23 protein-coding genes and 1 pseudogene are annotated in these 25211 nt (G+C 39.7%); all 24 read right to left on the minus strand.

Translation table 11 applies throughout. The annotated features are described in order from the left end of the window. Positions 1-82: 82 nt before the first annotated feature. A complete protein-coding gene (gene lpdA, locus C1726_RS25315) occupies positions 83-1501 on the minus strand; it encodes a dihydrolipoyl dehydrogenase (RefSeq protein WP_102275686.1) in 1419 nt (472 codons plus the stop codon). Between the two features lies 1 nt (position 1502). Continuing rightward, positions 1503-2717, minus strand: coding sequence for a dihydrolipoamide acetyltransferase family protein (locus C1726_RS25320; protein WP_102275687.1), 1215 nt, complete (start codon positions 2715-2717; stop codon positions 1503-1505). A gap of 12 nt (positions 2718-2729) precedes the next feature. After that, positions 2730-3725: an alpha-ketoacid dehydrogenase subunit beta gene (locus C1726_RS25325; RefSeq protein ID WP_102275688.1), complete on the minus strand. Its 996-nt coding sequence runs from the start codon at positions 3723-3725 to the stop codon at positions 2730-2732. After that, a complete protein-coding gene (pdhA, locus tag C1726_RS25330) occupies positions 3722-4792 on the minus strand; it encodes a pyruvate dehydrogenase (acetyl-transferring) E1 component subunit alpha (RefSeq protein ID WP_102275689.1) in 1071 nt (356 codons plus the stop codon). The genes C1726_RS25325 and pdhA overlap by 4 nt, the downstream gene beginning before the upstream one ends. A gap of 75 nt (positions 4793-4867) precedes the next feature. After that, positions 4868-5974 carry a Leu/Phe/Val dehydrogenase gene (locus C1726_RS25335; protein WP_102275939.1) on the minus strand — a complete coding sequence of 369 codons (1107 nt, stop codon included), beginning with the start codon at positions 5972-5974 and terminating at the stop codon, positions 4868-4870. Between the two features lie 69 nt (positions 5975-6043). Then, a complete protein-coding gene (locus C1726_RS25340) occupies positions 6044-6442 on the minus strand; it encodes a thioesterase family protein (protein ID WP_102275690.1) in 399 nt (132 codons plus the stop codon). A 219-nt stretch (positions 6443-6661) separates the two neighbouring features. After that, positions 6662-7456 carry an ABC transporter ATP-binding protein gene (locus tag C1726_RS25345; RefSeq protein WP_102275691.1) on the minus strand — a complete coding sequence of 265 codons (795 nt, stop codon included), beginning with the start codon at positions 7454-7456 and terminating at the stop codon, positions 6662-6664. After that, the gene (locus C1726_RS25350) at positions 7431-8462 is read right to left on the minus strand and encodes an ABC transporter permease (protein ID WP_102275692.1); all 1032 of its coding nucleotides are present in this window, start codon (positions 8460-8462) and stop codon (positions 7431-7433) included. The genes C1726_RS25345 and C1726_RS25350 overlap by 26 nt, the downstream gene beginning before the upstream one ends. A gap of 18 nt (positions 8463-8480) precedes the next feature. Next, a complete protein-coding gene (locus C1726_RS25355; protein ID WP_102275693.1) occupies positions 8481-9506 on the minus strand; it encodes an ABC transporter substrate-binding protein in 1026 nt (341 codons plus the stop codon). A gap of 274 nt (positions 9507-9780) precedes the next feature. Next, positions 9781-10731, minus strand: a complete 951-nt coding sequence (locus tag C1726_RS25360; protein ID WP_102275694.1) for an NAD(P)H-dependent flavin oxidoreductase — start codon at positions 10729-10731, stop codon at positions 9781-9783. Positions 10732-10777: 46 nt separating this feature from the next. Next, positions 10778-11653 (minus strand): phenylacetic acid degradation operon negative regulatory protein PaaX, encoded by an 876-nt coding sequence (paaX, locus tag C1726_RS25365; protein WP_102275695.1) that lies wholly within the window; start codon positions 11651-11653, stop codon positions 10778-10780. Between the two features lie 146 nt (positions 11654-11799). Further along, positions 11800-13002 (minus strand): acetyl-CoA C-acyltransferase, encoded by a 1203-nt coding sequence (locus C1726_RS25370; RefSeq protein WP_102275696.1) that lies wholly within the window; start codon positions 13000-13002, stop codon positions 11800-11802. Between the two features lie 2 nt (positions 13003-13004). Beyond that, positions 13005-13862: a 3-hydroxyacyl-CoA dehydrogenase gene (locus C1726_RS25375; RefSeq protein ID WP_407642068.1), complete on the minus strand. Its 858-nt coding sequence runs from the start codon at positions 13860-13862 to the stop codon at positions 13005-13007. Positions 13863-13933: 71 nt separating this feature from the next. Beyond that, on the minus strand, positions 13934-14707 hold the full coding sequence (locus C1726_RS25380; protein WP_102275698.1) for an enoyl-CoA hydratase-related protein: 774 nt from the start codon (positions 14705-14707) through the stop codon (positions 13934-13936). Positions 14708-14727: 20 nt separating this feature from the next. Further along, positions 14728-15507: an enoyl-CoA hydratase-related protein gene (locus C1726_RS25385; RefSeq protein ID WP_102275699.1), complete on the minus strand. Its 780-nt coding sequence runs from the start codon at positions 15505-15507 to the stop codon at positions 14728-14730. Next, positions 15500-15808, minus strand: a complete 309-nt coding sequence (locus C1726_RS25390) for an EthD family reductase (protein ID WP_057764717.1) — start codon at positions 15806-15808, stop codon at positions 15500-15502. The genes C1726_RS25385 and C1726_RS25390 overlap by 8 nt, the downstream gene beginning before the upstream one ends. 412 nt (positions 15809-16220) lie before the next feature. After that, on the minus strand, positions 16221-16712 hold the full coding sequence (gene paaD, locus C1726_RS25395; RefSeq protein ID WP_102275700.1) for a 1,2-phenylacetyl-CoA epoxidase subunit PaaD: 492 nt from the start codon (positions 16710-16712) through the stop codon (positions 16221-16223). 49 nt (positions 16713-16761) lie between these two features. Next, complete coding sequence (gene paaC, locus C1726_RS25400; protein WP_102275940.1) at positions 16762-17571, minus strand: 1,2-phenylacetyl-CoA epoxidase subunit PaaC; 810 nt, start codon at positions 17569-17571, stop codon at positions 16762-16764. After that, positions 17564-17920, minus strand: coding sequence for a 1,2-phenylacetyl-CoA epoxidase subunit PaaB (paaB, locus tag C1726_RS25405; RefSeq protein WP_102275701.1), 357 nt, complete (start codon positions 17918-17920; stop codon positions 17564-17566). Before paaB ends, paaC begins: the two co-directional genes overlap by 8 nt. A 25-nt stretch (positions 17921-17945) precedes the next feature. Continuing rightward, positions 17946-18845, minus strand: a complete 900-nt coding sequence (paaA, locus tag C1726_RS25410) for a 1,2-phenylacetyl-CoA epoxidase subunit PaaA (protein WP_407642082.1) — start codon at positions 18843-18845, stop codon at positions 17946-17948. A 359-nt stretch (positions 18846-19204) separates the two neighbouring features. Continuing rightward, positions 19205-20521, minus strand: coding sequence for a UDP-glucose dehydrogenase family protein (locus C1726_RS25415; RefSeq protein ID WP_102275703.1), 1317 nt, complete (start codon positions 20519-20521; stop codon positions 19205-19207). 1 nt (position 20522) lies between these two features. Beyond that, positions 20523-21428, minus strand: coding sequence for a UTP--glucose-1-phosphate uridylyltransferase GalU (gene galU, locus C1726_RS25420; RefSeq protein WP_102275704.1), 906 nt, complete (start codon positions 21426-21428; stop codon positions 20523-20525). 1271 nt (positions 21429-22699) lie between these two features. After that, a pseudogene (locus C1726_RS25425) lies at positions 22700-23890 on the minus strand (glycosyltransferase family 4 protein); the annotation flags it as partial. Further along, a complete protein-coding gene (locus C1726_RS25430; protein ID WP_102275705.1) occupies positions 23887-24987 on the minus strand; it encodes a CotS family spore coat protein in 1101 nt (366 codons plus the stop codon). The gene C1726_RS25430 and the pseudogene C1726_RS25425, both read right to left, overlap by 4 nt. Between the last annotated feature and the right edge of the window lie 224 nt (positions 24988-25211).

Raw genomic sequence — 25211 nt, forward strand, 5'->3', positions numbered from 1 at the left:
ATATATGAAGCGTGTAAACGTTCTCAAGAGTTTGAGTTAAAGCTATGATGCTTATCTGCGTTAAAGGGAAAATATCGTTATATTAAACGGGAAATCTCTCTTTTTCTGGCATAATATGAATGCTCTGCTTTTTAATAGCTTCAACCGCTTCTAGCATACTCTCATTTATACTCGGATGCGGGTAAGCTGGGAACAGCCAATCTTCATCACGTGCAGCCATTTCCAAGGTAAAAACGCCGCTTGTTATTAGCTCAATCGCTCCATATCCTATCATATGCATACCAAGAATTAGATGACTCTCCTTGTCCGTTATTACTTTAATGAATCCATCCCTTTCTCCCCTTAAGGCAGCAAACCCATTCGATGTAAGTGAAAATTGACCAGTATTAACCTGATATCCTTGCTCATACGCTTCCTGTTCAGTTAGACCAACACTCGCAATTGGGGGCAATGTATGGACGGCTATCGGTAGAAAACGAAAGTCAACTTCAGTGGAAATACCCGCAATAGCTTCTGCCGCTGCTTTTCCTTGCCGGATCGCTTTTGCTGCTAAAGCAGGACCCTCTGTCACATCTCCTATGGCATAAATCGCTGGCATTGAAGTCTGGCATTGCTTATTTACTTGAATGAACCCGCTTTCTGTCATTTCAATACCCATCCGGTTAATACCTAAGTTTTCAACGTTTGGAGTCTGTCCTTTGGAAACAAACATATGGGTACAAGTGAGTATTTCTTCTTTTTCTAGATGGATCGAAACGTGATTTTCGTCAGCAGACACTGCAGAAATCACTGCATTTCTAATTATATTAATCCCATTTTTCTTAAACACTCGCTTTAGCTCACGATTGATCGAGTAGTCAAACAATAAGTCTTCCTGCTCAATTAATAACGTTACCTGAGAGCCAAAAGTGTGATAAGCCATCGCTATTTCAAGAGCGATATAATCACTGCCGAAAATAACTAGCTTTTCAGGAATCATTTCAAGATTTGTCATTGACCATATATTTAAAATCCGTTCATGATCAATTTCTACTTTTGCATTGACTGTAGGAGAACCCCCTGTTGCGATAATCGCATGCTTAAATCGATAAACGTCATATTGATCCCCATTTTCAACACCAATCCGGTCTTCTGAAAGAAAGAAGGCAGATCCGTTTAGCAGTTCCACTTTATTCGCTTTACATAAAGAGGCAATACTTTTGCGAAGCTGGTGAATCATTTTTACTTTATGTGCTTGAAGCTTTTTTAAATTAAAATGGATGGATTCACTTTCAATTCCAAATTGGTCTGCTTTTCGAAGAGATGCTAACTTAGCCGCTCCCTCTGTAAAAACCTTCGAAGGAATGCACCCTTTATTTAAGCAAACACCGCCAAGAGCCTCTTTTTCAATGAGTGTAACTGTTTGACCAAGCTGTGCCGCCCGAATGGCCGCATGATAGCCGCCTGGACCTCCTCCGATAATCATAAGATCTCGTTCATGTGCAAGTTCGCCAACAACCATATTACACCATCTCCAGCAAAAGCAATTTTGGCTCTTGAATCAGTGCAGCAAAACGGTTTGTGAACCGAACGGCAGTTGCCCCGTCTGCCACTCTGTGATCAAAAGACATAGAAAGATTCATCATTGAGCGTATGACTATTTGATCGTCATCTGTAACAACTGGCATTTTTTTTGTTTTATGAAAGGAAACTAATGCAACTTCTGGATGCTGGATGATCGGTGTAGCACCAAAGCTTCCTCCAAGTGGACCGACATTGCTGATTGTAAAAGTCCCTCCTGAAATATCCTTTATTGCTAATGTATTTTCCAATGCCCTTTCTGTAAGCTGTTTCATTTCCGAATGAATGGTACGGATTGATTTCTGTTCGACATTCTTTATTACAGGAACGATTAATCCTTCATCCATATCAATCGCTACGCCAATATGATGCTCATGCAGGAGCTGGATCACTTCATTATCTTCATCGAGAACCGCATTAAATATTGGATACTCCTTTAAGCAAATGGACAGTGCTTTTAAGAAAAAAGCAGTAATTGATATGTTTTGGTTACATTTCTTTAGCTCACTGCAAAATTGAAGAAGACTTGTCACATCTACTTCTTCAAAATGGGTACAATGAGGAATCGTGTACATGGACTGAACCATTTTTTGGGCGATCTGCTTTCTTCTCCCCCTAAATGGGATCGTTTTATTCTTCAAAGAGGCTTTAGTTGGGGGCACATCTGAATTTATTGGTGGAGCAATTGCTGTTTCCTGCAGAGCAGAAATGAACTTATAAATATCCTCATCAGTAATTCGTCCGCTGGGACCTGATCCTTTTACGGTCTCTATATCGATGCCATTTTCACGAGCAATTTTTCTCGTAAAAGGTGAAGCTAAAATTTGTTTGGATGTTGGCTTTTTTCCAGTAAAAGCTAACTGAACTTTTTTCTCAATGGCAGATTGACTAGACTGATTTTGATTACTCCTGTTCATATCCTCTTCACTATCATTCAATAATAAGAGTGTCGTCCCAACGGGTACCGTTTGTCCTGGTTTTACTTTAAATTCTCGAATAATCCCCGCCCTTGGGGAAGGGATTTCAGCAGTCATCTTGTCTGTTTGCACTTCCAGAAGCGGATCATCTGCTTGAACGAAATCTCCTGGCTTCACTAAATAACAAATAATCTCTGCCTCTGTCATCCCTTCACCAATGTCATGAAGTTTTATTTCCATTGCTTCCCTCCTCTAAAACATCATCACTTTTCTTATTGCATGTTTAATTCTTTTTTCATTCGGCAAATAGTGATCCTCAAAACCAAAATAAGGAACTGGGGCATCAAATCCGGTTACCCGCTCGGCTGGTGCCTTTTGGTATAAAAATGATGTATCATTAATGATGGCTAACACATCATTCCCAATTCCGCCTGTTGCGTGGGCTTCATGAACGATCACGGTCCTGCCCGTTTTTTGGACGGATTCAGCAATGATATCTCTATCAATTGGGAAAAGTGTGCGCAAGTCAATGACCTCACATTGAACTCCCTCTGCCTTCATGTCTTCTGCTGCCCTTAATGCGATTGGCATCATGGCTCCCCATGATATAACCGTGACGTCATCACCTTCTATCAGTTTTTTCCCTTTGCCAATTTCAATCATGTATTTACCTTCAGGCACTTCCTCTCTAGCTGAACGATATGAGCGCATCGGCTCTAAAAATAAAACTGGATCAGGATCTTCGATAGCTGCAATAAGCAATCCTTTTGCATCATAAGGACTTGAGGGGCAAACTACTTTAATGCCCGGCATATGCGTAAAAATGGCTTCCGTACTATCACAATGAATTTCTGGTGCCCTCACACCAGCTCCATATGGAGCTCGAATTACCATCGGAACAGTGTAATGTCCCATCGTGCGCATCCTTAACCGTGTGGCATGTGTCATAATTTGTTCATAGGCAGGGTAAATAAAACCTAAAAATTGTATTTCAATTACTGGAAGGAACCCACTAACCGCCATGCCAATCCCTGCTCCAACAAAGCCTGCCTCACTTAATGGCGTATCCATCACCCTCGACTCCCCATATTTTTCCTGCAGCCCATCTGTTGCACGAAAAACGCCGCCATTTTTTCCGATGTCCTCCCCCATCAATACAACTTCTTTGCGATCTGCAAGCATTATGTCAAGACCATCATTAATGGCTTGGATCAGCGTCATCGTTTTTGTTCTAACTGCTGTACTCAAGTGCTTACACCCCCTATTAATCTGAGGTACTCCTCTTTTTGTTCACTTATCTGCCAAGTCGGTTCAGCAAATACATGATCAAAAATATCTGCTGGATTTGCAGGGGGAAAGGCTTCCATTTCAGCAATTGCTTCATCTATTTCCGCTGCTGCATCCGCTTCGATAGCACGAACCCAACCCTCCTCATAAATCCCTTCATTTTTCAGCCATCTTTCTAGCCGCAAGATCGGATCTGTTTCCATTCTGCGGTTATTGCTTGCTGCCTGATCCCGATATTTTGCTGGATCATCTGCTGTTGTGTGCGCACCATACCTCCAGGTAAGTGCTTCAATTAATGTCGGGCCATTGCCGCACCTTGCACGTTCCAACGCTTTTAATGTTTCAAAATAAACCGCAAATACATCATTTCCATCAATTCTAATTCCAGGAATATCATAGGCTATTGCTTTTTGAGCAATTGTCTTTGAGTTCATCTGCTTTTCAATTGGAACTGAAATGGCATATTGATTATTTTGATTGAAAAAGACAACAGGTGCTTTACAGACACTGGCAAAATTTAGCCCCTCATGAAAATCTCCCTCCGATGTTGCTCCATCTCCAAAGTAAGCAATTACGGCATTTTTTGTACCTCTCAACTTTTCCGCTAATGCTGCTCCAGCCGCATGAGGAATTTGCGTTGCAATTGGAATACCTGGCGGAAATATCTTTTTTCCAGCTGGCGGGATACAGCCTTCATTTCGGCCGTTCCAAAAAAGAAGTATATTTCGCAAAGAATGGCCAAATACGAAAGCGGCTCCATGTTCCCGATAAGTAGGAAACATCCAATCGGATGATTGCAATGCAAGGGCACTCCCTACTTGAGAAGCCTCTTGTCCTTCGAAAGGTGCGTAAGTGCCAATTCTCCCCTGACGCTGTAAACTAATTGCCTTACGGTCAAACATCCGGATTCTTACGAGTTGCCTATAAAAGTTTTTAGCGAGATCTGCAGTGATTTTTTCCTTATAATCAGGTGAAACAATTATTCCGTTTGGATCCATGATTTGCTGGATCGGAAACTGATTATCCATTTTCTCACCCTTCTCTTTTTTATTCCTAAGATTAACAGTTTACTATTGTAGTAATGTTGTTTTTATTAGAAAAAATTACGTTCTTACTGCCCATTTCGGTCGCTTCATATGAGAAAAAAAGCTATTCCTGCGTGATCGGGCCTCTATTCGATTTTCACAAAATTGATTGGCAGCTTCGATTGTTGTTATCCCCTTGCTTTCCGCGAATTCATAAATATTAAGGAGTGAATTATAAATGGCTTTTGTTTTCTGGAGAACCCTTTCCTTATTTGGTGTATAAAGCTCATCTGCTACTTGAATTAAACCACCAGCATTTACAATATAATCAGGTGCGTATAGAATCCCCTTTTCTTTCAAGGATAGCCCATGGTGAAGCTCCAAAAGCTGGTTATTCGCTGAGCCAACAACAGCCTTCACCCTCAATTGTTCAATCGTTTCATTATTTATAATTCCGCCCATTGCACAAGGAATAAATATATCTGCATTCGCCTGATAGATTTCTTCTTTATTTACTATTTTTACACCAGCTCCTAATGTTTTTGCTTTGGATAGCAGCCTATCTATTGCCTGCTGGTTAATATCTGTCACATAAAGGTCTGCGCCTTCTTCCAGCAGCCTATCTGCAACTTTTGCTCCAACCTTGCCGAGCCCTTGAATAGAATAGCTTTTCCCAGCTAAATTATCTGAACCTGTCAGCGCTTTACTTGTTGCCTGCAGCCCATAAATAACACCTTGAGCAGTTGGAATCGATGAATCCCCGCTTCCTCCATACACTTCGTCAACACCGACTATACAGTTTGTTTCCTTTAATGCATGCACAAAATCTTCTGGAGATGTCCCCATATCTGTACCTGTGTAGAACCGTCCATTCAAAGATTCCACAAATTGCCCAAAAGCCCGGAAAAGTTCAGGTGTTTTATCCTTCCTTGGATCGCCAATAATAACAGCTTTCCCGCCGCCGAAATCAACATCTGCCGCTGCACATTTATAGGTCATTCCTTTTGACAGGCGAAGAACATCCTCAAGTGCTTCACTCTCGCTTGCATAAGGAAGCATTCTGCAGCCTCCAAGAGCAGGGCCTAGTCTTGTACTATGAATCGCTATAATTGCTTTCAAACCAGTAGATTCATCATTACAAAAAACAACTTGTTCATGCTCTCTTATTTTCGAAAACATATTCATATCCATTGCGCCTCCTAAAGTTTTGATAACGCTTACATCCTTTAAAAAAGTAAAGATCTTGCCAAATAATCAGCACTCATCTGATTTTGCAACTAAACTGGCAATCTTGCTTTTCGGAAGAATGACTTGCTTCACTTCTCCAGACCCGATAAGCTTTTCTCCTTGTTTAACTGAAACATTTGTCATCACTGTATATTCTTCCAGACCAGATACCGTTGCAGTTATGGTTACACGTGAGCCTTCAGGCGAGGGGGCTAGATGCTTCACAGATACTGCTGCACCCATTCCCTCCTCGTGTTCCTCTAGGATTGGAAGAATGATTTTTCTTGAAGCCCACTCCATATGATAGACCATTGATACAGTTGAAAAAACCCGATGAACAATTACCCCTTCAAACTGAGCAAACATATCTGGCGTAACAATTATCTCCACTGTTGCATGATCTCCAATCTTCAGTCGTTGCCTCATGTTCATTCCCCCCTAGACAATAATAAACTGCATGATTTTAACAGCCATTAAAGGAGTATCACTATATATGTATGACGTATTATTAACGATATAATATCATTTCGTTTAATAAATAGTCAATAAATTGTAAAAACTTTAAAAATTCATTCTATTACGTAGATAAATTCCATAATAAAAAGGATTAACTAGCTGCAAATGCCTAATTAATCCCTTTGAATTTTAAGATAATAGCGCGCGATCACTTGCCATTTTAGCGCCTCTAATTCTTTGAAACTCGTATAATAGCTGTTCGATCGTCAAACTTCCTTTTTGGTTTTCATCCACTTCAAGGATGATTTGTCCCTTATCCATCATAATTAGCCGATTGCCGAGATCTAATGCCTGCTGCATATTATGTGTAACCATCAAAGTCGTTAAATTAAATTTCTCCACTATTTCTTTCGTTAAATTCGTAATTAGCTCTGCGCGTGCCGGATCAAGAGCAGCTGTGTGCTCATCCAATAAGAGAATGGAGGGCTCTGTAAAGGTTGCCATGAGCAATGAAAGCGCCTGTCTCTCCCCTCCAGATAATAAGCCAACTTTTGCTGTTAAACGGTTTTCCAAACCTAGATGAAGAGTTGCCAGTACTTCCTGAAAGTACTCTTTCCGTTTTTTCGTTACCCCTTTTCTTAAACTGCGTGACTTATTTCTTGAATAAGCCATCGCTAGATTCTCTTCAATGGTCATGCTGGGAGCTGTGCCAGCCATCGGGTCTTGAAACACTCGGCCTATGAGTTTAGCCCTTTTATATTCAGATATAGGAGTTACGTTCTGACCATCGATCAAAACGGTTCCAACATCAGGAGTCATAACGCCAGAAATCATATTCATTAACGTCGACTTTCCAGCACCATTACTGCCAATGACCGTAACAAAATCCCCTTCATTCAGCGTTAAATTGATCCGGTCCAAGGCAATTTTCTCATCTGGTGTCCCCTCATTAAACACTTTATGAATCTGTTTTAATTCCAGCATCGGCCTCCCCCTTTCTTTCAGATGGGATTTGGCTGAGTACCATATGTTCTGCCTTTCTTTTTGCCTTTCGTTTTTTCTCTTTTGAAGCATCAATGAATTTTGGCATAATTAACGCTAAAATAACAATCGTAGCAGTGATAAGCTTCATATCGCCAGGTTCAAGAAAGTCCACTCTAAGGGCTAATGTGACAACAATCCGGTAAATGATTGCTCCTCCGATTACAGCCAATGTCGTTCTTGCGATCGTTTTTGTGCCGAAAAGTGCCTCTCCAATAATAACTGAAGCAAGCCCTATGATGATCATCCCTATTCCCATTCCGACATCGGCAAATCCTCCTTGCTGAGCAATGAGGGAGCCGGAAAAGGCTACCATTGCATTAGAGAGGCCAAGACCAAGAATGACCGTTAAATTTGTGTTAGCCGACAGGCTGCGTATCATTCTTTTATTGTCGCCTGTTGCCCTGATTGCAAGCCCTATCTCTGTTTGTAAAAACTTATCTGAAAGAAACTTAATAGCAAACGTGACTACAATCATAAAAATTAAAATTCCCCATGTCCTTGGCAAACTGTCACCAAGACCAATAGCAGAAAATATGCCATTAAAGAAAGAATCCAATCCGATTTTACTAGAAGCATCACTCATGCTCGTCATTGCTGTATCTGTATTCAATAAGGGCACATTTGATTTCCCCATTATCCGGAGATTGATAGAATACAAAGCAATCATCATTAAAATCCCTGAGAGGAGAGCATTTATTTTGCCAAACGTATGAAGAACTCCCGTAATACAGCCAGCAATGAAGCCAGCAGCTAATGCGACTAATGTTGCAATAAATGGATTAACACCACTGACAATCATTGTCGCCGAAACAGCAGCACCGGTAACAAAACTGCCGTCTACCGTTAAATCAGGAAAATCAAGCACACGAAAAGATAAATACACGCCAAGAGCCATGATGGCATAAATTATTCCAGATTCAAAGGCACCAAAGATAGCTGTAGGCATTAAGAATCACACCCTTTATTATTCGGCTTCATAAAATTCCGCAATGTTTTCCCACTCCTGTTTCACCTCTAGCCCCTGTGCCTCTGCAGCTTTCTTATTAATCATTAAAGTTAGGCTGCTTGGAAGCTCCACTGGAATTTCAGAAGGCTTCTTAGTTCCTTTTAAGATATCAGCTGCCATTTTCCCTGTTTGATAGCCAAGATCAAAGTAATCAAATCCGCTCGCAGCAATCGCTCCGCGTTTCATCGAATCAAGCTCGCCAACGAATAGAGGAATTTTTTCACTATTTGCAACTGCAATAACTGACTCTAAGGCGGATACTACTGTGTTGTCTGTAGGAACATAAATGGCATCTACACGGTCAACTAGCGACTCCGCCCCTTGTTTTACCTCTGCTGAAGATGAGATCGATGCCTCTTCAACTGAAGCACCGAATTTAGCTGCCAGTTCCTTTACTTGAGCAACTTGTACTTCGGAGTTTTGCTCACCTGCGTTATAGATTACGCCAATCGTCTTTGCACCTGCTTCCTCAACAATAAAATTAATTGTTTTTTCTGTTCCATCAGGGTGATTATCTGTCGTACCTGTAATGTTATCCCCTGGCTTATCAAGCGCCTCTACAAGTCCCGCTCCAATTGGATCAGTAACGGACGTAAATACGATTGGAATATCTTTTGTAGCATTTAAGGCACTTACCGCACTTGGAGTAGCATTCGCAAAAATTAGGTCGACCTTGTCGCCAGCGAAGTTATTTGCAATAGTTTGGGTGTTATTCATATCTGCTTGAGCATTTTGGAAGTCATACTCAACATTTTCTCCTTCTTTAAACCCGGATTCTTCCATTGCTTTTTTAAATCCTTCTGTTGCTGCATCTAAAGAAGGATGCTCAACAAATTGAGTAATTCCCACTTTATATGTTTTATTTTCTTCCTGTTTTGCTGCCGGTTCATTCGCCGGCTCGTTTGCAGCCTCTTTCCCACAGCCGCTTAAAACAAGCAAACCTGCTGCCAGTACATAAGAGAATGCTTTTAAAGATCTTTTCACTCTTATAAACCCCCTTATATTTTTAAATAAAACACTATCAAATGACGATAGTGTGAACTCCTTATGTAAATGAGAACATGTTGAATGAGATGATTATCTACTAATTTATATGATAAATACTATGGATAACGTATTTATAACGTTATATTAACACCTTTAAGAAGGGAAGGTCAATAATATTCTAAAAATTTTATATTTTTAGATTACTATGGTAATTGTATGATAGCAAGAAGAAAAGCATACAGAAATTAATCTATATGCTTCCAATTGATATCTATTTAAATAGTAGAAATGCATGTTCAAGCTGCTTCTTTGCATCATTGATCATCCTATCCATTAGTTGCTGGACAGTCGGAATATCTGTAATTAATCCGGCAATTTGCCCTCCATTCATAAAACCTTCTCCTTCCTTTCCATCCAGTGCACCCACTCGGTGGAATTCTTCAGAGGTAAGTCTATTAAAATCATCAAGAGAAATTCCTTTTTCCTCATAGCTTAATAGTTTCCTTGCATAATCTGTCCCCAAAACTCTTCGGATTCTTCCTACAGACCGCCCTACTATTAACGTACTGTGATCAGAAGCTTCGATTATTTTTTGCTTATACTTATCGTGAAAAGGAGCTTCTTTCGTAGCAATGAATCTCGTCCCCATCTGAACTCCGCTTGCACCTAGAGCTAGCATGGAGGCAACCCCTTTCCCATCTCCAATTCCGCCAGCTGCAACGACTGGTATGTTAACCGCCTCAACGATCTGCGGGATTAGTACAAGTGTAGTCGTTTCGAGTGCAGAATTGATACCGGCAGCCTCATATCCTTCTGCAACTATCACATCTGATCCAGCAGCTTCAGCTTTTTTTGCTTGCTTGACTGAAGCACAGACAGTTAATACTTTTGCACCTTGTTCATGCAGCTTTGGTATAAAAGGGGCGGGATTTCCAGCAGAAAGAGATACGATGGGAATCGTATATTTTTTCACAAGAGAAAGTATTTCACGTACATACGGAGAAACTGTAAGAGCCACATTGAGTGCAAATGGCCTATCAGTCCTTTTTATTGTTTCCTTAATGATTTCTTCCACCTCAGCTGGTGTCATAGTTCCAGCGCCAATTGTACCAAGTCCCCCAGCTTCCGACACAGCTGCAGTTAAAATGGCATTGCTAATATTCCCCATTCCCCCTTGAATGATGGGATAATTTATTTTTAATAGGTTTGTTAAAGAATTCATCTCCATGCCTCCCGCTTAGTCATTTTATTCGATGTCTGGCACCGCTTTAGTCGACAATAAAGGGGTGGGTTAATACATTATACTCCTCATCTTTATTCTTCAGTTCATTTCCTTCTTGAAACACACTTTCAAAAAAGCGAGAAGCTGGTTCCGCCAATTCTTTGTAATAATCGCTGAATAAAGATGCAGCATGGCTGCCCAGCCATTTCTCCGGAAGCAGTTCTTCTGGAAGTCCTGGATCAACAAAGAGGAATTTACGATATTCATGGACAAGCTTCGTTCGTTCAACAAAGCATTCCGCATCCGTTTTATTGCCTTTTTGGATTTTATTTTTATCAATAATGTAGTTTTGGCTGTATTTAGAAATGAAGTCCTGATATTTCGCATTGATTTCTTCTAAGTTCCAGCTCTTTTCGACTAAGCGGATATTTTCATGCGGCCCGGCATATTTAGAAATAAAAAAGTCGACGTAATCACCAATCTCATATTTATCAATTAGATCAAACACTTGTTTTTCCAAGTCATTTGCGGAAATCCAGCAGCTGTTGGAAAGTGTGCCGAACCCGCTCCAAACAAGCTCTTTTCTCAGCTCATCCCTAACATTCCGAATTTCCTCTGGAATGTTGTACATGAATATTCTCCACTTGCCATCCCATTTTTCAGGCATTAATTTAAATATTCGCTTTCCTGCCTCATCAATTCTTCTTTGTCCACGATCTGTCAATGAATAGTAGCTTTTATTGCCAATCTTCTCAGACTGAACCCATCCCTGCTTATTCATTCTTGAAATAGCTGCTCTGACAGACTGATCATTATGGCCAAATTCACTTAACAGTCTAATTAAGCTTCCTATCCAGATTTTGCTTCCATAATGGGAAATATAATCTCCATATAAAGTAAAAATCATTGATCTTGTATTCAACTTGGACTCATCCTCATTTCATTTACAAACTTGTTCGGAAAAAATACGTTATACCACTATTCTACTAAATGATTTCTTTATTTTCCAAAAATATTTTTCCGAAATAACGATAGATAAAGAAATATATCCCCATACAGGTAAGCATGCTATACACTTTCTACAATTGTCGATATTCCTTGTCCTACACCTACACACATCGTGGCAAGTCCAAATCTTGCATTTCTTCTTTTCATTTCAAATAATAAGGTAGTTAAAATCCTCGCTCCGCTTGCCCCTAACGGATGCCCAAATGCAATAGCCCCGCCATTGACATTTACTTTATCAGGATCTAAATGAAGGAGCTTCATACATGCGATTGATTGTGCAGCAAATGCTTCATTCAGTTCAATTAAATCGATATCACTTATGCTGAGCCCTGCACGCTTTAATGCTTTTTTCGTTGAAATAACTGGACCTATTCCCATGACAGATGGATGAACACCAGCAGCTGCAGAAACTACATATTTCGCTAATGGCTTTAAACCAAGCTGCTCTGCCTTTTTGGAAGACATCAATAATAAAGCGGATGCCCCGTCATTCACTCCAGAGGAATTCCCTGCTGTAATCGTCCCATTCGGAAAAATCGGCTTAAGCTGCGACAGTTTTTCAAACGTTGTTTCTGGACGGGGATGTTCATCCTTTTCTGCTATACATTCGTTCCCCTTCCGATCTTTATACGTTACTGGAGAGATTTCTTCTTTAAATAAACCATTTTGAATTGCTACTCTTGCTCGCTGTTGGCTTTCTAAAGCAAACCGATCCTGTTCCTCGCGGGAAACTGCATACTCCTTAGCCACATTTTCTGCTGTCTCTGGCATGCTTTCTGCCCCATAGACCGTACGTAAGCTTTCGTTTGTAAAACGCCAGCCGATCGTCGTGTCATATAACTCCATGTTTCCTCTCGGATATTCCATCTGTGGCTTTGCCATCACAAACGGTGCACGAGTCATACTCTCTGTGCCGCCGGCTATAAATATTTCTCCTTCTCCAGCAAGAATTGCTCTTGCGGCATAATTAACTGCATCTAAGCCTGAACCGCAAAGGCGATTGACGGTCGAACCGCCAATTTCTACCGGAAGACCGGCGAGGAGAGCAGACATGCGTGCAACATTGCGGTTATCCTCGCCTGCTTGATTCGCATTTCCAAGAATCACTTCTTCAATCTCAGCTGGCTTGATTTCTGGATTCCTTTCTAACAATGCTTTAATTACGATTGCACCTAAGTCATCCGGACGAACACTTTTTAACATCCCATTGTAGCGTCCAATAGGTGTCCTTACTGCATCAACAAAGACAACCTCTTCTGCCATCTTCAATCCTCCTTGCTCCGATAATCATAAACACCCCTGCCAGATTTCCGGCCAAGCCTGCCAGCTTTAACATATTGCTCAAGAAGAGGAGCTGGACGATATTTCTCTCCTAGCTTTGCATGGAGATAATTTAAATTATTTAGTCTAGTATCGAGACCAACAAGGTCTCCAAGCTCAAATGGTCCCATCGGATAGTTCAATCCAAGCTTAATTGCTTTATCAATCTCCTCTGGAGTACCTACACCTTCCTGGAGCATATAGAAAGCCTCATTTCCAACGAGCGCACTAATCCGGCTTGTAACAAAGCCAGGAAATTCATTAATTACTACTGTTTCTTTTCCCATTTGTTCCGCAGCTCGTTTAATGAATAACGCAGTTTCCTCACTCGTCTCCAATCCCTTAATAATTTCTACAAGCGGCATTTTATGCACAGGGTTAAAAAAATGCATAGCAATGACCTTATCAGGTCTTTTTGTAAAGGAACCTATTTCCGTTGGGCTCATCGTTGAGGTGTTTGTTGCAAAAACACATTGGGCTTTTGCATGCTGGTCGATGACCTCAAAAATATTCTTTTTAATTTCCATTACTTCAGGAACTGCTTCAATGACTAAATCCGCTTCCTTTACATTTTGCGAAAGGCTTATCGAATAGTGAAGCCTGCTTTTTGCCTCCTCCATTGATTCAAGTGTAAGCTTCTTTCGCAAAACTCCTTTTTCAAAAATAGCATTGACCTCTTTTTCAGCATGCTTCAGCTGATTTTCATTAATATCGATTAATGTTGTTAGAAAACCGCCTGCAGCACTCACATAGGCAATCCCTCTTCCCATGACACCCGAACCAATAACAACAACATTTTTCAAAGATTTCACCCCTATCATGATTCAAAATAAAGAGACGAGCACTAAATCCCATTGTGCTCGTTTCGTACAGTTTATTTACCAGTAAATACAGGCTTTCTTTTTTCGATAAAAGCTTGCACACCTTCTTTATGATCTGCTGTTAGTCCAGCAATCCGCTGTGCCTGCGCATCCATTTCCAGACTTTCTTCAAGGGAATGGCCCCAGCTCGCCTTCAAATTTTTCTTAATCAGCCCAATGGCTATTGTCGGCATTGCTGCCAGTTTTTCTGCAAATACTGTTACCTCTTCTGTCCATCGATCAAGCGGAATAACCTTTGTTGCAAGACCTAGTTCCTGTGCTGTTTGTGCAGAGATTTTTTCACCTAAAACGGCTAATTCTAATGATTTTGCGTGTCCGATTAACTTTGGCAGATAATAAAGATTCCCTGCATCAGGTACGAGGCCGACATGAATGAATGCCTCGATAAAGCTGGCTTTTTCTGATAAAAGCCGGAAATCGCATGCTAAGGCTAGACTCATTCCTGCACCAGCGGCAACTCCATTTACAGCTGCTATTACTGGTTTCTCACATTTGTGAAGCTCCATCACCATTGGATTGTATCTTCTCCTCAAAACATCACCGTGATCCATGTCTTCCTTAACCCCGCTAAGATCCTCTCCAGAACAGAACGCCCGACCTTCTCCAGTAATCACTAAACAGCGCACGGCTGTATCTCTGTTTGCCTGTTTTACCGCATGCTGCAATTCTTTATTCAATTGCTCTGTGAAAGCATTCAACTTCTCTGGTCTGTTTAACGTTATCCAGGCGACCTGTTTATTCACTTCATATTTAACCGTTTCAAACATCGCTTGTATGTACACCCCCTCTATTTTCCTTTAAAATTAGGGTTTCTTTTCTCTTGGAAAGCTCTCATTCCTTCTTTTTGATCCTCTGTCGAGAATAATAGATAGAAATTTTTACGTTCAAAGTGCATCCCTTCATCTAACGATACATCAACTGCTTTAAGGACGGATTCCTTAATAAGCCGGATGGATAATGGCGCCTGATTGGCAATTTCCGTTGCAAACTTCAGCGTTTCTTCCATAAGGACTTCTTTAGAGACATGGCGATTGATAATGCCAAATTGGAGCGCTTCGCGTGCACTAATTCTTTTACCGGTAAAAAGCCATTCCATTGCTTTTGTTTTACCGACCAGCTTTGTTAATCGCTGTGTTCCTCCCGCACCAGGCATAACGCCTAGGTTCACCTCAGGGAAACCAAATTCAGCGTCATCAGCAGCTAAAAGCAGATCACAGCAAAGGGCTAGTTCAAAGCCGCCTCCAAGAGCAAACCCTTGTACAGCACCAATAATCGGTTTCTTGATCATCGCAAGACGATCCCAATCCTTGAATTGATTACGAAGCTCAAAATTGATTGCATCATCGCTTGCCATTTCATCAATATCAGCACCTGCAGCAAATGCCCTTCCATTTCCGCTTAAGACGATCACACGTATTTGATCATTCTCTTCGAAGTCTTCCATTGCAGAAAGAATTTCAGATACCATCTGACGATTGATGGCATTTAGCACTTTCGGACGATTCAAAGTGATGAGACCGAGCTTCCCATGGATGGAAGCTTCAATACATTCATAGCTGTTATTCATTCACTTCCTCACCAATCATTAGCGTGATGAGATCTCCCGCAAATTTCATTGCATCTTTTCCAGATGCTTTCCCTTCGTCTGTTCTCATTGCTGTTTGCAATGCTTCATGACTGTCATAAAACATTTCGCACATTAAATAATATTTGCCTTCGCCCCCCATAGGACTGCCAACAATTCTAGTAACCTCCATTTTTCGAAGACCCGGGATTTTTGCTGTCAATGGACCATGAGTTTCAAAATAATGCTTATCAAATGCCTCTTTATTTTCAGGATGCTTGTATAGAGCGATCAGTTTTACCATACGGACAACTTCCTCTCGATTTTTTAGTTTTTTTTCAAGTAATCTATTATTTTTGCAATTTCCTATACTTGTTTGCAAATAATCATTTATTTTTGCAAATGCCTCTTATTTTTTTGCAAATAATCATTTATTTTTGCAAATGCCTCTTACTTTTTTGCAATTAATCACTTATTTTTGCAAATGCCTCTTACTTTTTTGCAATTAATCATTTATTTTGCAAATGCCTCTTATTTTTTTGCAAATAATCATTTATTTTTGCAAATGCCTCTTATTTTTTTGCAATTAATCATTTATTTTTGCAATTACCTATATTGTTTGCAATTAATCATTTATTTTTGCAAATGCCTCTTACTTTTTTGCAATTAATCATTTATTTTTGCAATTACCTCTTACTATTTTACAAATCATAGTTCTACATCATCGTTGAGACAGGTTTCATCGCTTCAAAAGGATTTTTGCACGTCCTGCAGTATAGAATGCTTCGGCATGCAGTAGGACCAAAGATATTTTCTATCGTCGTATAGGTAGATTCACAATAAGGGCAATCCACGTGCCATTCGCCAGTTTCAGTTATTCGCGTTGGAGGCGGGGCAATCCCAAACTCTTTTAATCGCAATCTTCCTTCATCAGAAACTCGATCCGATGTCCAAGGTGGATGATAAATAAATTGTACTTTGATTTGTTTAAAAAAATTCAATTCAGCTACAGAATTGACTACATTCCTTTGGATAATATCCAACGCGGGACAGCCCATAAACGTTGGTAAAAGCTCAATTAAAACAGAGTCTTCAAATACTTCTACTTTTTCGACCATTCCTAAATCAATGATTGATATCGAATCAATTTCTGGATCTTTAACTTGCTTAAGCGCTTCCATTACACTATTTTCTCTCTCACGAAGCATCCTGCATCAATCCTTTGCAATTTTTACCGGAACATCCTCCTCTTTTTTCCTACCAGGTTGCAGCGGGATCGATTTGATATACTTCGCTAAGAGTCATTAAAGCATCCTCCAGGTCCTTTGTATGCTCTCCTTTTCGTCCGTCTCCGCTTTGCATCCCAAACCGGTCTGGCATGGAAAGATGAACAGAATCGAAGACTGGCTTCATAGATAGCTTCCATTTTTCTTTTAGAATGTCCTCCGATTCAATTATTTTGAATGCTGCTAGGTCTTTACTCAAAGAACCTAATGACAGTACCCCTTCAAAATCAGCATATACTCGCTTAATAGCATCCTCCAGCCTCTTTCTTGCTTCTCCCCCAGCCTGCATTAATTGCCCAAACCATGTTTTCCAATGCAAAAGATGATAATATAGCTCCATATTCACCTTCAGCGCTGTATTTGCCAGCGGCACATAAGAAGAGTTTTTCAATGATTCCATCCGAATTTTTTTCGCTTGGACGTAGAAATAATTTCTGACTACCGCAAAAGCCCAATCATAGCGCGGTTTTGATAAATAATGACCTGGTCCATTCACCATTTCTAGCAAAATAGCATTCTTTCGAACCGAAGCTGGACGAGCATGTGCGAGATGATTTACGTCGCCTTCCCCAAGATCACTTAGAAGCTGATAAAACATCGCTGCATGGCCCATTGAATCCTGACTTATGGAAGAGAAAGCAACATCTTCCTCAATATGGGGGGCAAGGCCTAGCCATTCTGATCCGCGATAAGCAAGGATGAAATCATCATCTGCCAGCTGGTAAAGGAGTGAAAGTAACGCCGATTGATATGCTTGATCCATTGGCTTTCCATCAACCATTTTCACTTTTTTCCTCCTCTCCCCATGAAAGAATTTCTTTCTCATCAAGCATTCCCTGTTCGTATTGCCGCCATTTTTTCTTTAAATAGCCATACCCTTTTGTATTTCGATAATCCTTATTATCAAGCCGTTGCAATGTTTGCTTTTCCTCCCAATTCATCTTGCGGATATCTGAACGTTTTACGACCCAAATATCAGCTACTGGTTCTCTCCTCATAAAATTCTCCTGTGCCAAAATCAGGGCAAGTTCACTGTTTGGTGCCAGCAGAGAAAATTGATATTGAAGAGGAGAGGTATCTGATCGCTTGCTAAAAACTTCGAATTCCTGATAAAATCCTTCACTGCCCAAAAGGTTCACTCCTTTTTAAACGTGTTTATTTAGCCATGTTCAAAGCCTCACGTACCCACTGATTTTCAATATATGCCGTCTTGCGGAGCTCCAAACGTTCCTTTGATTTCGGTCCATTATTTTTTATGATCTCTTTAAAGCGATTCCAATCCGGCTGTTTATATACCCAAAGTGCTTGCTCCTGATCAAAATGAAGCGTTTCATCCGGCAAGGTCAGCCCTAGCGATAACACCCTTGGAATATATTTTGAAAAGAAGTCCTGTCTAAGCTGTTCGTTTGTTTTTGTTCGAATCCGGTATTTAATTGTAATATCCTGCTTAGATGTCCCAGTTGTTGATGCATCTGCAGGACCAAAAAACATAAGAAGCGCTTCCCACCAACGATTGACTGCCTCTTGAACCATTGTGCGCTGTTCATTTGTGCCTTCTGCCAATGCCATAATAATGGCCTCTCCATGCTGGGCATGAAAGACTTCTTCAGCACAAATTCTTTTTAATGCACGTGCATAAGGACCGTAAGAAGCATTTAGCATATTTGTTTGTGAAATAATTGCTGCCCCATCAACAAGCCATCCAATTAGTCCCGCGTCTCCCCAGGTGGGCGCCTCCATATGGAATACATTATGAAATTTCAGACGGCCGCTAAATAAATCTCCCATAATATCTTCACGTGTTTTCCCTAAAGGCTTCATTAAGTCCTCAGCCACTCGAAGCAATAGCTGGCCATGCCCCATTTCATCCTGCACTTTAGCCATAATGCCTAGCTTTCTTTTTAATGAAGGCGCTTTTGGCACCCACTCTTTTTCAGGTAGTGCCCCCATGATCTCACTAATTCCATGCATGGAGATTAGTTTGATTAGTGTAGAGCGATATTCATCTGGCATCCAATCATCAGCTTCAATTTTTTCACCTGCCTCAATCCGCATTAAAAAATGTCTGTATTTTTCCTGTTCTGTTAGTTGATTTAAAAAAACAACATCCGACAATGCCTTCACCTCCTAATAATCCTTATTAAAATTATTATATTTATATATAACGTTTATTAGACGTTATACCTTTTATATGTCATATATATATTTAAAACAAAGATACCGTGTAAACAGGTAAAAGTCAATTAGTTTTCAGAAAATTAAATAATTTATTTTAAACATTAAAATACCTGCTGACTCGTTTAAAAATCAACAGGTGTTCATTCAACTTCTTTTCTTTTTATTTTATCATTTACTGCTTCCTCCATCAGGAAATAGCATGCATATAAACGCAATGACCAGCCACTTCTATACATTTATTTTTCTATCAATATAGACGGTCTTCCTATCGGATAATATTCTATTTCTTCACATGCTCTTATTTTTTCTTCATCTAAACAATTTCTTCCATCAAAAATGATTGGATGCCTCATATTCTTCAGCAGGTTTGCCATGTCCAGGTTTTTAATCTCATTCCATTCTGTGATAATAAAAACAGCGTCGGAATTTAAAGCAGCTTCATTGATTGAACTGGAATACGTGATGGTATCCCCTAATATCTTTCTCGCATTTTCCTTTGCAACAGGATCATAAGCAGCTACTTCTGCACCAAGATTAGTTAATAGATGCGAAATTTTAATAGAAGGCGCTTCCCGCATATCATCGGTCTCCGGCTTAAAAGCAAGGCCAAGCAGTGCAATTTTTTTCCCTTTTAAGTCTCCAAACCGTTTCACCGCTTTCCTGACAAGGGTTTCCTGCTGTAGATCATTAATAGCAATAGTCTCCTTTAGCAAAGAGAAGCGGACTCCATGTAAATCGGCAGTATGAAGCAAAGCTTTAACATCCTTTGGAAAACAAGATCCACCATATCCAATTCCTGGACGAAGAAAAGCGTCTCCTATCCTTTTATCTTTCCCCATCCCTTCAGCAACCGCAGTAATATCCGCTCCCACTGCTTCACATAAATTTGCAACTTCATTAATAAAGCTAATCTTTGTCGCTAAAAATGAATTGGAAGCATATTTAATCATTTCCGCACTTCTGATGCTAGTTAGGATAATTGGAACATTCAATGGTCGATACATCTCTAATATTTTATTTGCGGCCTCTCTATTTTCATAGCCAATAATTATTCGGTCAGCTTTCATGGTATCCTCTATGGCAGAACCTTGCCTGAGAAATTCCGGATTTGAAATGATCTCAACGGCTGCCTGTTTGCTGCAGCGTTCATCTAAAATGCTTTTAATATATTCATTGGTACCAACTGGCACTGTGCTCTTTAATACAACAATAGCACTCTGTTCTAAATGAATTGAAATATCATTCGCCGCTTGCTTAAGATACGATAAATCAGCTCCCCCATCATTTTTTTGCGGTGTCCCAACAGCAATGATAATGATTTCAGCACCTTTTAGCCCATCCCGATGTGATGTTGTAAATTTCAATCTACCAACTTCAATATTTTTAATAAGTAAATCATCAAGGCCAGGTTCATAGATAGGAGAGATCCCTTGAATGAGATTAGTAATTTTTTGTTCATCCAGATCAATACATACAACATGGTGGCCAATTTCCGATAAACATACACCTGTAGACAGACCAACATAACCTGTACCTAAAATGGCTACATTCATCTTATTCAAGCTCTCTTTCTTTATTTAGATAATTTTCTTTTTGATTTATATTCTTTAAATACTCAAGCACTGGTTCCCTTGTATCGCTTCTTTGCAAAGCAAAATCAAGCGTTGCTTTAATAAACCCTATTTTTCCTCCAATATCATAGCGGGTCCCTTCAAAATGATAAGCGTATACAGCCTGGTGTTTATTTAATTCATGAATGGCATCTGTCAGCTGCAGTTCATTTCCATGTCCATTAGGAAGGCTTTCGAGAATGTCAAATATTTCGGGCCTTAACACGTAGCGACCCATAATGGCATATCTTGAAGGGGCCTGTTCTATACTTGGCTTCTCTACTAATGAATCAATGCAGAATAGATTCGGCTCAATTTGATTGCCTTTTGGCTTGATAATCCCATATTTACTTACATCCTTCGCCGGGACATCTTGAACAGATACTACTGAGGAATTGTAGTATTCGTAAACATTAATAATTTGTTTCAGACAAGGTATTTCAGACATCATTATGTCATCCCCTAACAGGACCGCAAAGGGTTCATTGCCAATCAAGCTTTTTGCGCATAGAATCGCATCTCCTAGACCCTTTGGCTCCTTTTGGCGGATATAATAGATATTTGCCATGTTAGATATTCTCTGGATTTCTTCCAATAATTCGAATTGCTTTTTCTTTAATAGCACTTGTTCCATTTCATATGATTTATCAAAGTGATCCTCAATTGATTTTTCCCCACGCCCTATTATGATAGCAATCTCCTTTATTCCTGAAGCAACCGCTTCCTCTACAACATATTGTATCGTCGGTTTATCAATAATCGGCAGCATTTCCTTTGGCTGAGCTTTCGTTGCAGGCAAAAAGCGGGTCCCAAGGCCTGCGGCAGGAATGATGGCTTTTCGAATGTTCATAAACTGCCTCCCTATTTTTTCCTTAATCTTTTATATGCAAGGGGATCTTTACCGCTACGTTAAATGCCTAACAACTGTGCATAAATAACAATTTTATTTATATACAGAAAACCTGATACACGCTAGATTTCGATTCCTAAATCAGGCATTCTTCTGCCAACGGGAACTTACTACCCGAAAGCGTGAAATAAAAAACTCCTTTACCCTAATGGGCATGGAGTTTTATATAATCTATTGGATGCTTAAACCGCCAAATTGCCCTCTTTCTTCTGTTTGATTAGTAATCCCGGATGATGATCCAATCATTTATCTTTCTCCTGGTGTTTGTCGGCAGCAACGTAGCGGCCTCTCATTACTGAATAACTTTCTTCATCTCGGTAGCGGCCTTTCATTACTGAGTATGAGTTATCCCCTCGATAACGGTCTTTTCTAGAGAATCCCTTTCTTTGGGAAGCAATATGAGATTTTGTGTGGAGTTTATTATGCAGATTTGTTTGAGGGACTTTTGATTGTTTATTAGAATATTCACTCGGTATTTCATTTTCTTGTTCTTTTTGATTCTCAAAATTGTTTTGTGTGGTGTTCATATTTGGGGCTTTAGCCGTTTTATCCGTATTTTCCTGAACTACATAATTAGATATTGTTTGTAAAAATTCCTCCCAAATTACAATTACCTCGGATGCAATTACTCTACCTTTTTCCTCCACTTTCTTCATTAATGGCTCGTTTGACAAAATATCTATAATTTTTCCGCCAAAAATATTATGGAGTTTATTGTTCAATTTAGTTTGAGGGGCGTCAGATTGTTTACTTGCGGATTCAATAGGCTCCTCATTTTCCGACTTACTTTCTTGCCAGCTAGCTAATGTATCGTTGTCGAATTTTTGTTCTTCTTGATTTTCAACTATATCATGCACCTCATTCATAGTCGGAACTTCTGAGGTCTTTCCTGCATCCTCCTCTAGTACATCGTTAGATAACAATTGTATTAATTGCTTTCTAATTTCTGGAACCTCGGTAGCAAGGTCTTTTTCTCTCTTTCCCAATCTTCTCATTAATAACCTGTATAACAATAATTCTTCATTTTTTTCATCATATATATCTGATTTATCGTACTGTTTACTGTGAGGAGCAGAAGATTGTTTATCAGCGGATTCACTGGACATCACAATTTCAGGCTTGCTATCCAAGAAGCTAGCTAACTTATCATTGTCAATTTCTTGTTCTCCTTGATGTTCAAATTTGTTCTGTATTTCAAACGTAATAGGTACCTCAGCAGTCTTACCTGCTTCTTCCTGAGATACATGAACGGCTGGCATTTGCATGGATTGGTCCCAAATTTCAAGAACCTCGGAAGCAACTCTATCATACTTGTAAATAGAAACGGCAAGCTCTCTCCCTCTTTCCCCCATTCTCCTCATCAGTGACTTATTTGACAATATTTCTGCAATTTTTTCTTCAAAGCAGCCAGGATCCTCTGGATTTTCCACAACTAAACCATTCTCTCCAGAAAGTATTACTTCGGGATTTCCTCCTCTTGCAGTTGTCACAATAGGCAGACCAGCAGCCATAGCTTCATAATGCACCCTTGCCAATGGTTCTTGCCAAATGGATGTACATACAAAAATATCAGCTGCAGCAAACCAGTTTTGAATTTCATCTGGTGCAACAAAACCTGTTGTTATAACGGGTATCGGCAGTTTCTTTGCTAATGATTTTACATAGGCAATATAGTCGGAAATACCATCTTGACTAAACCATTTACTGCCAACTATCACTAAGGCTAAATCATTAAATTTCCTTGAAAGATTTGGAATAGCCCTAATTAGCCTATCTACTCCTTTATTATTTGAAAGCCTCCCAGCAAATAAAATGACCGTCTTGTTTTCTAAGCCATGAGCTTTGCGAATATCACTCCGTATTTTTTGCATCTTAGGATGACTTCCAGGTAAAAACCGGCTGCTATCTACGCCAGAATAAATTGTACTAATCTTTGGCGAAGCCTCAGGATATAACGTTCGAATGACATCTCCGATATATTCACTGACAGTTGCGATTTTAGAGACTTCATTCAAAGCTGATTTTGCCTCTTCGGGATTGATTTTTTCCTGATTGAACATATCATTATGCATGCTTAGGGTTATTCTTGAATGAGGTGACGCTTGTCTAACAGGCAAGACTAATAGAGGACGGTTAAATATATGGATGAGATCAAAATGATTCGTTTCTAGATAGCGGATGACCTCTTCTCGATATACTTCAAATATTTTTCCTGGTACACGAACATAATGGATGCCATTTACTGTTTCTTGATCAGGGAGCGATGCATCATTTACTCCTAAAACACTAATATCGTGAACTTTACTTAAGTGAGGCAGAATGCCGGATATATAGGTTTGGATTGCACCGCCCATTATCGGCGGAACCGGAAGCTTTTCGGTACAAATCATTAAAACTTTCACTCTTCATTTACTCCCTTCCAATCGTCTTTAAGTTCTTCTAATACAGGCCACTTTGACTGGTCGGTATCTACAATCGTTTGAATTAAGGCTGAAGCAGTATCATCCAGAAATAATTCAGGTTCATATACTACCTCTTTAATATTCTTGTAAAATTCATTCGGAAGGGATAATTCAATCAACAGGATATCATATAGTTTCGATGAAATTGGATTTTCCTCATTGTATGCCTTAATCATCTCTCTAATCCAAGTTGCATCCCAATTGTATAAGTCCGCCATCGTACCAGTAATCAGTTTTGTTAAATCACGAATTGGCAGATCATATGCAACACCGTCCAAATCAATAATCCACATGCCATTAGGACCCATCTGCCCATTTGACCATCCGTAATCTTGATGAACTAATCCCCAGTATTCATTTCCTTGCTGTGCAAGCTCCCAGTAGCTTGATTGATTCAATCTTTCAAAACTATTTCTTGCCTGTTCTTCGAATACATCTATTACATTCAGTAAATATGGACTTGCTGGCATTTCTTCATATGCTTTGCCAATATTTCGAAACCAGTCCATTTTGTTTAATACTTTTTCATAGCTTTTTGGCCATTTATATAGTCTAGATGCAATTTCTGCTCCTTGAGGTGGAACATAGCCTTTGCTTAATCGGTGGAATTCTCCGAGGGCGCTGCAAAGCTGTTTAGCTCCTTCCAAATCTTTTGTAACAGGCTCCAATGGAAAAATCCACTCAGCTACGAACCATAGCTTTCCTCCTGTCTCAACATACGGAGCACCCTCCTTTGTTTTTATTATTGGCGGTACCCTTGCATTTTGTACATCAACTAAATATTCCTGTGCTCCTAAACTAAATAGGCTTCTAGTTGGTCTTCGATGAAGTAATTTTAAACTTTTTGGTCCAAAACTCGTTTCTAATTTCCAGATGGCTCCACCTTTATCCGGCTTAGTAGTAACCACCTCCATGCTTTGAACGGAAAAGTCGTATGATTGAAGAACATCATTTGCTAGTTCAGTAATATAGTCTGGAATAAAAAATTCGTGCACAAATTCATCAACTTCCCATGGGACGATTTGTAAGTTTTCCATAGTACTCCTCCTTTGAAGTATCATGAATCTTTTATAAATTATGTTTATAAACTATATTTGTATAGGACAAATTAATTAGATATGCATTTTAAAGCTGTTAATTGCAGGGATAACAGCATTTGATAGCCCTTATACTCATCTTGTTACAACAATAAATGTTTTTCGTCATTTAATGCCGTTCCCATTTGCAGCAGTGATGTTTATTCTAAGAAAACATTTTTCTC

It is taken from the genome of Cytobacillus massiliigabonensis, assembly GCF_900199725.1.
Lineage (GTDB): Bacteria > Bacillota > Bacilli > Bacillales > Cytobacillaceae > Cytobacillus > Cytobacillus massiliigabonensis.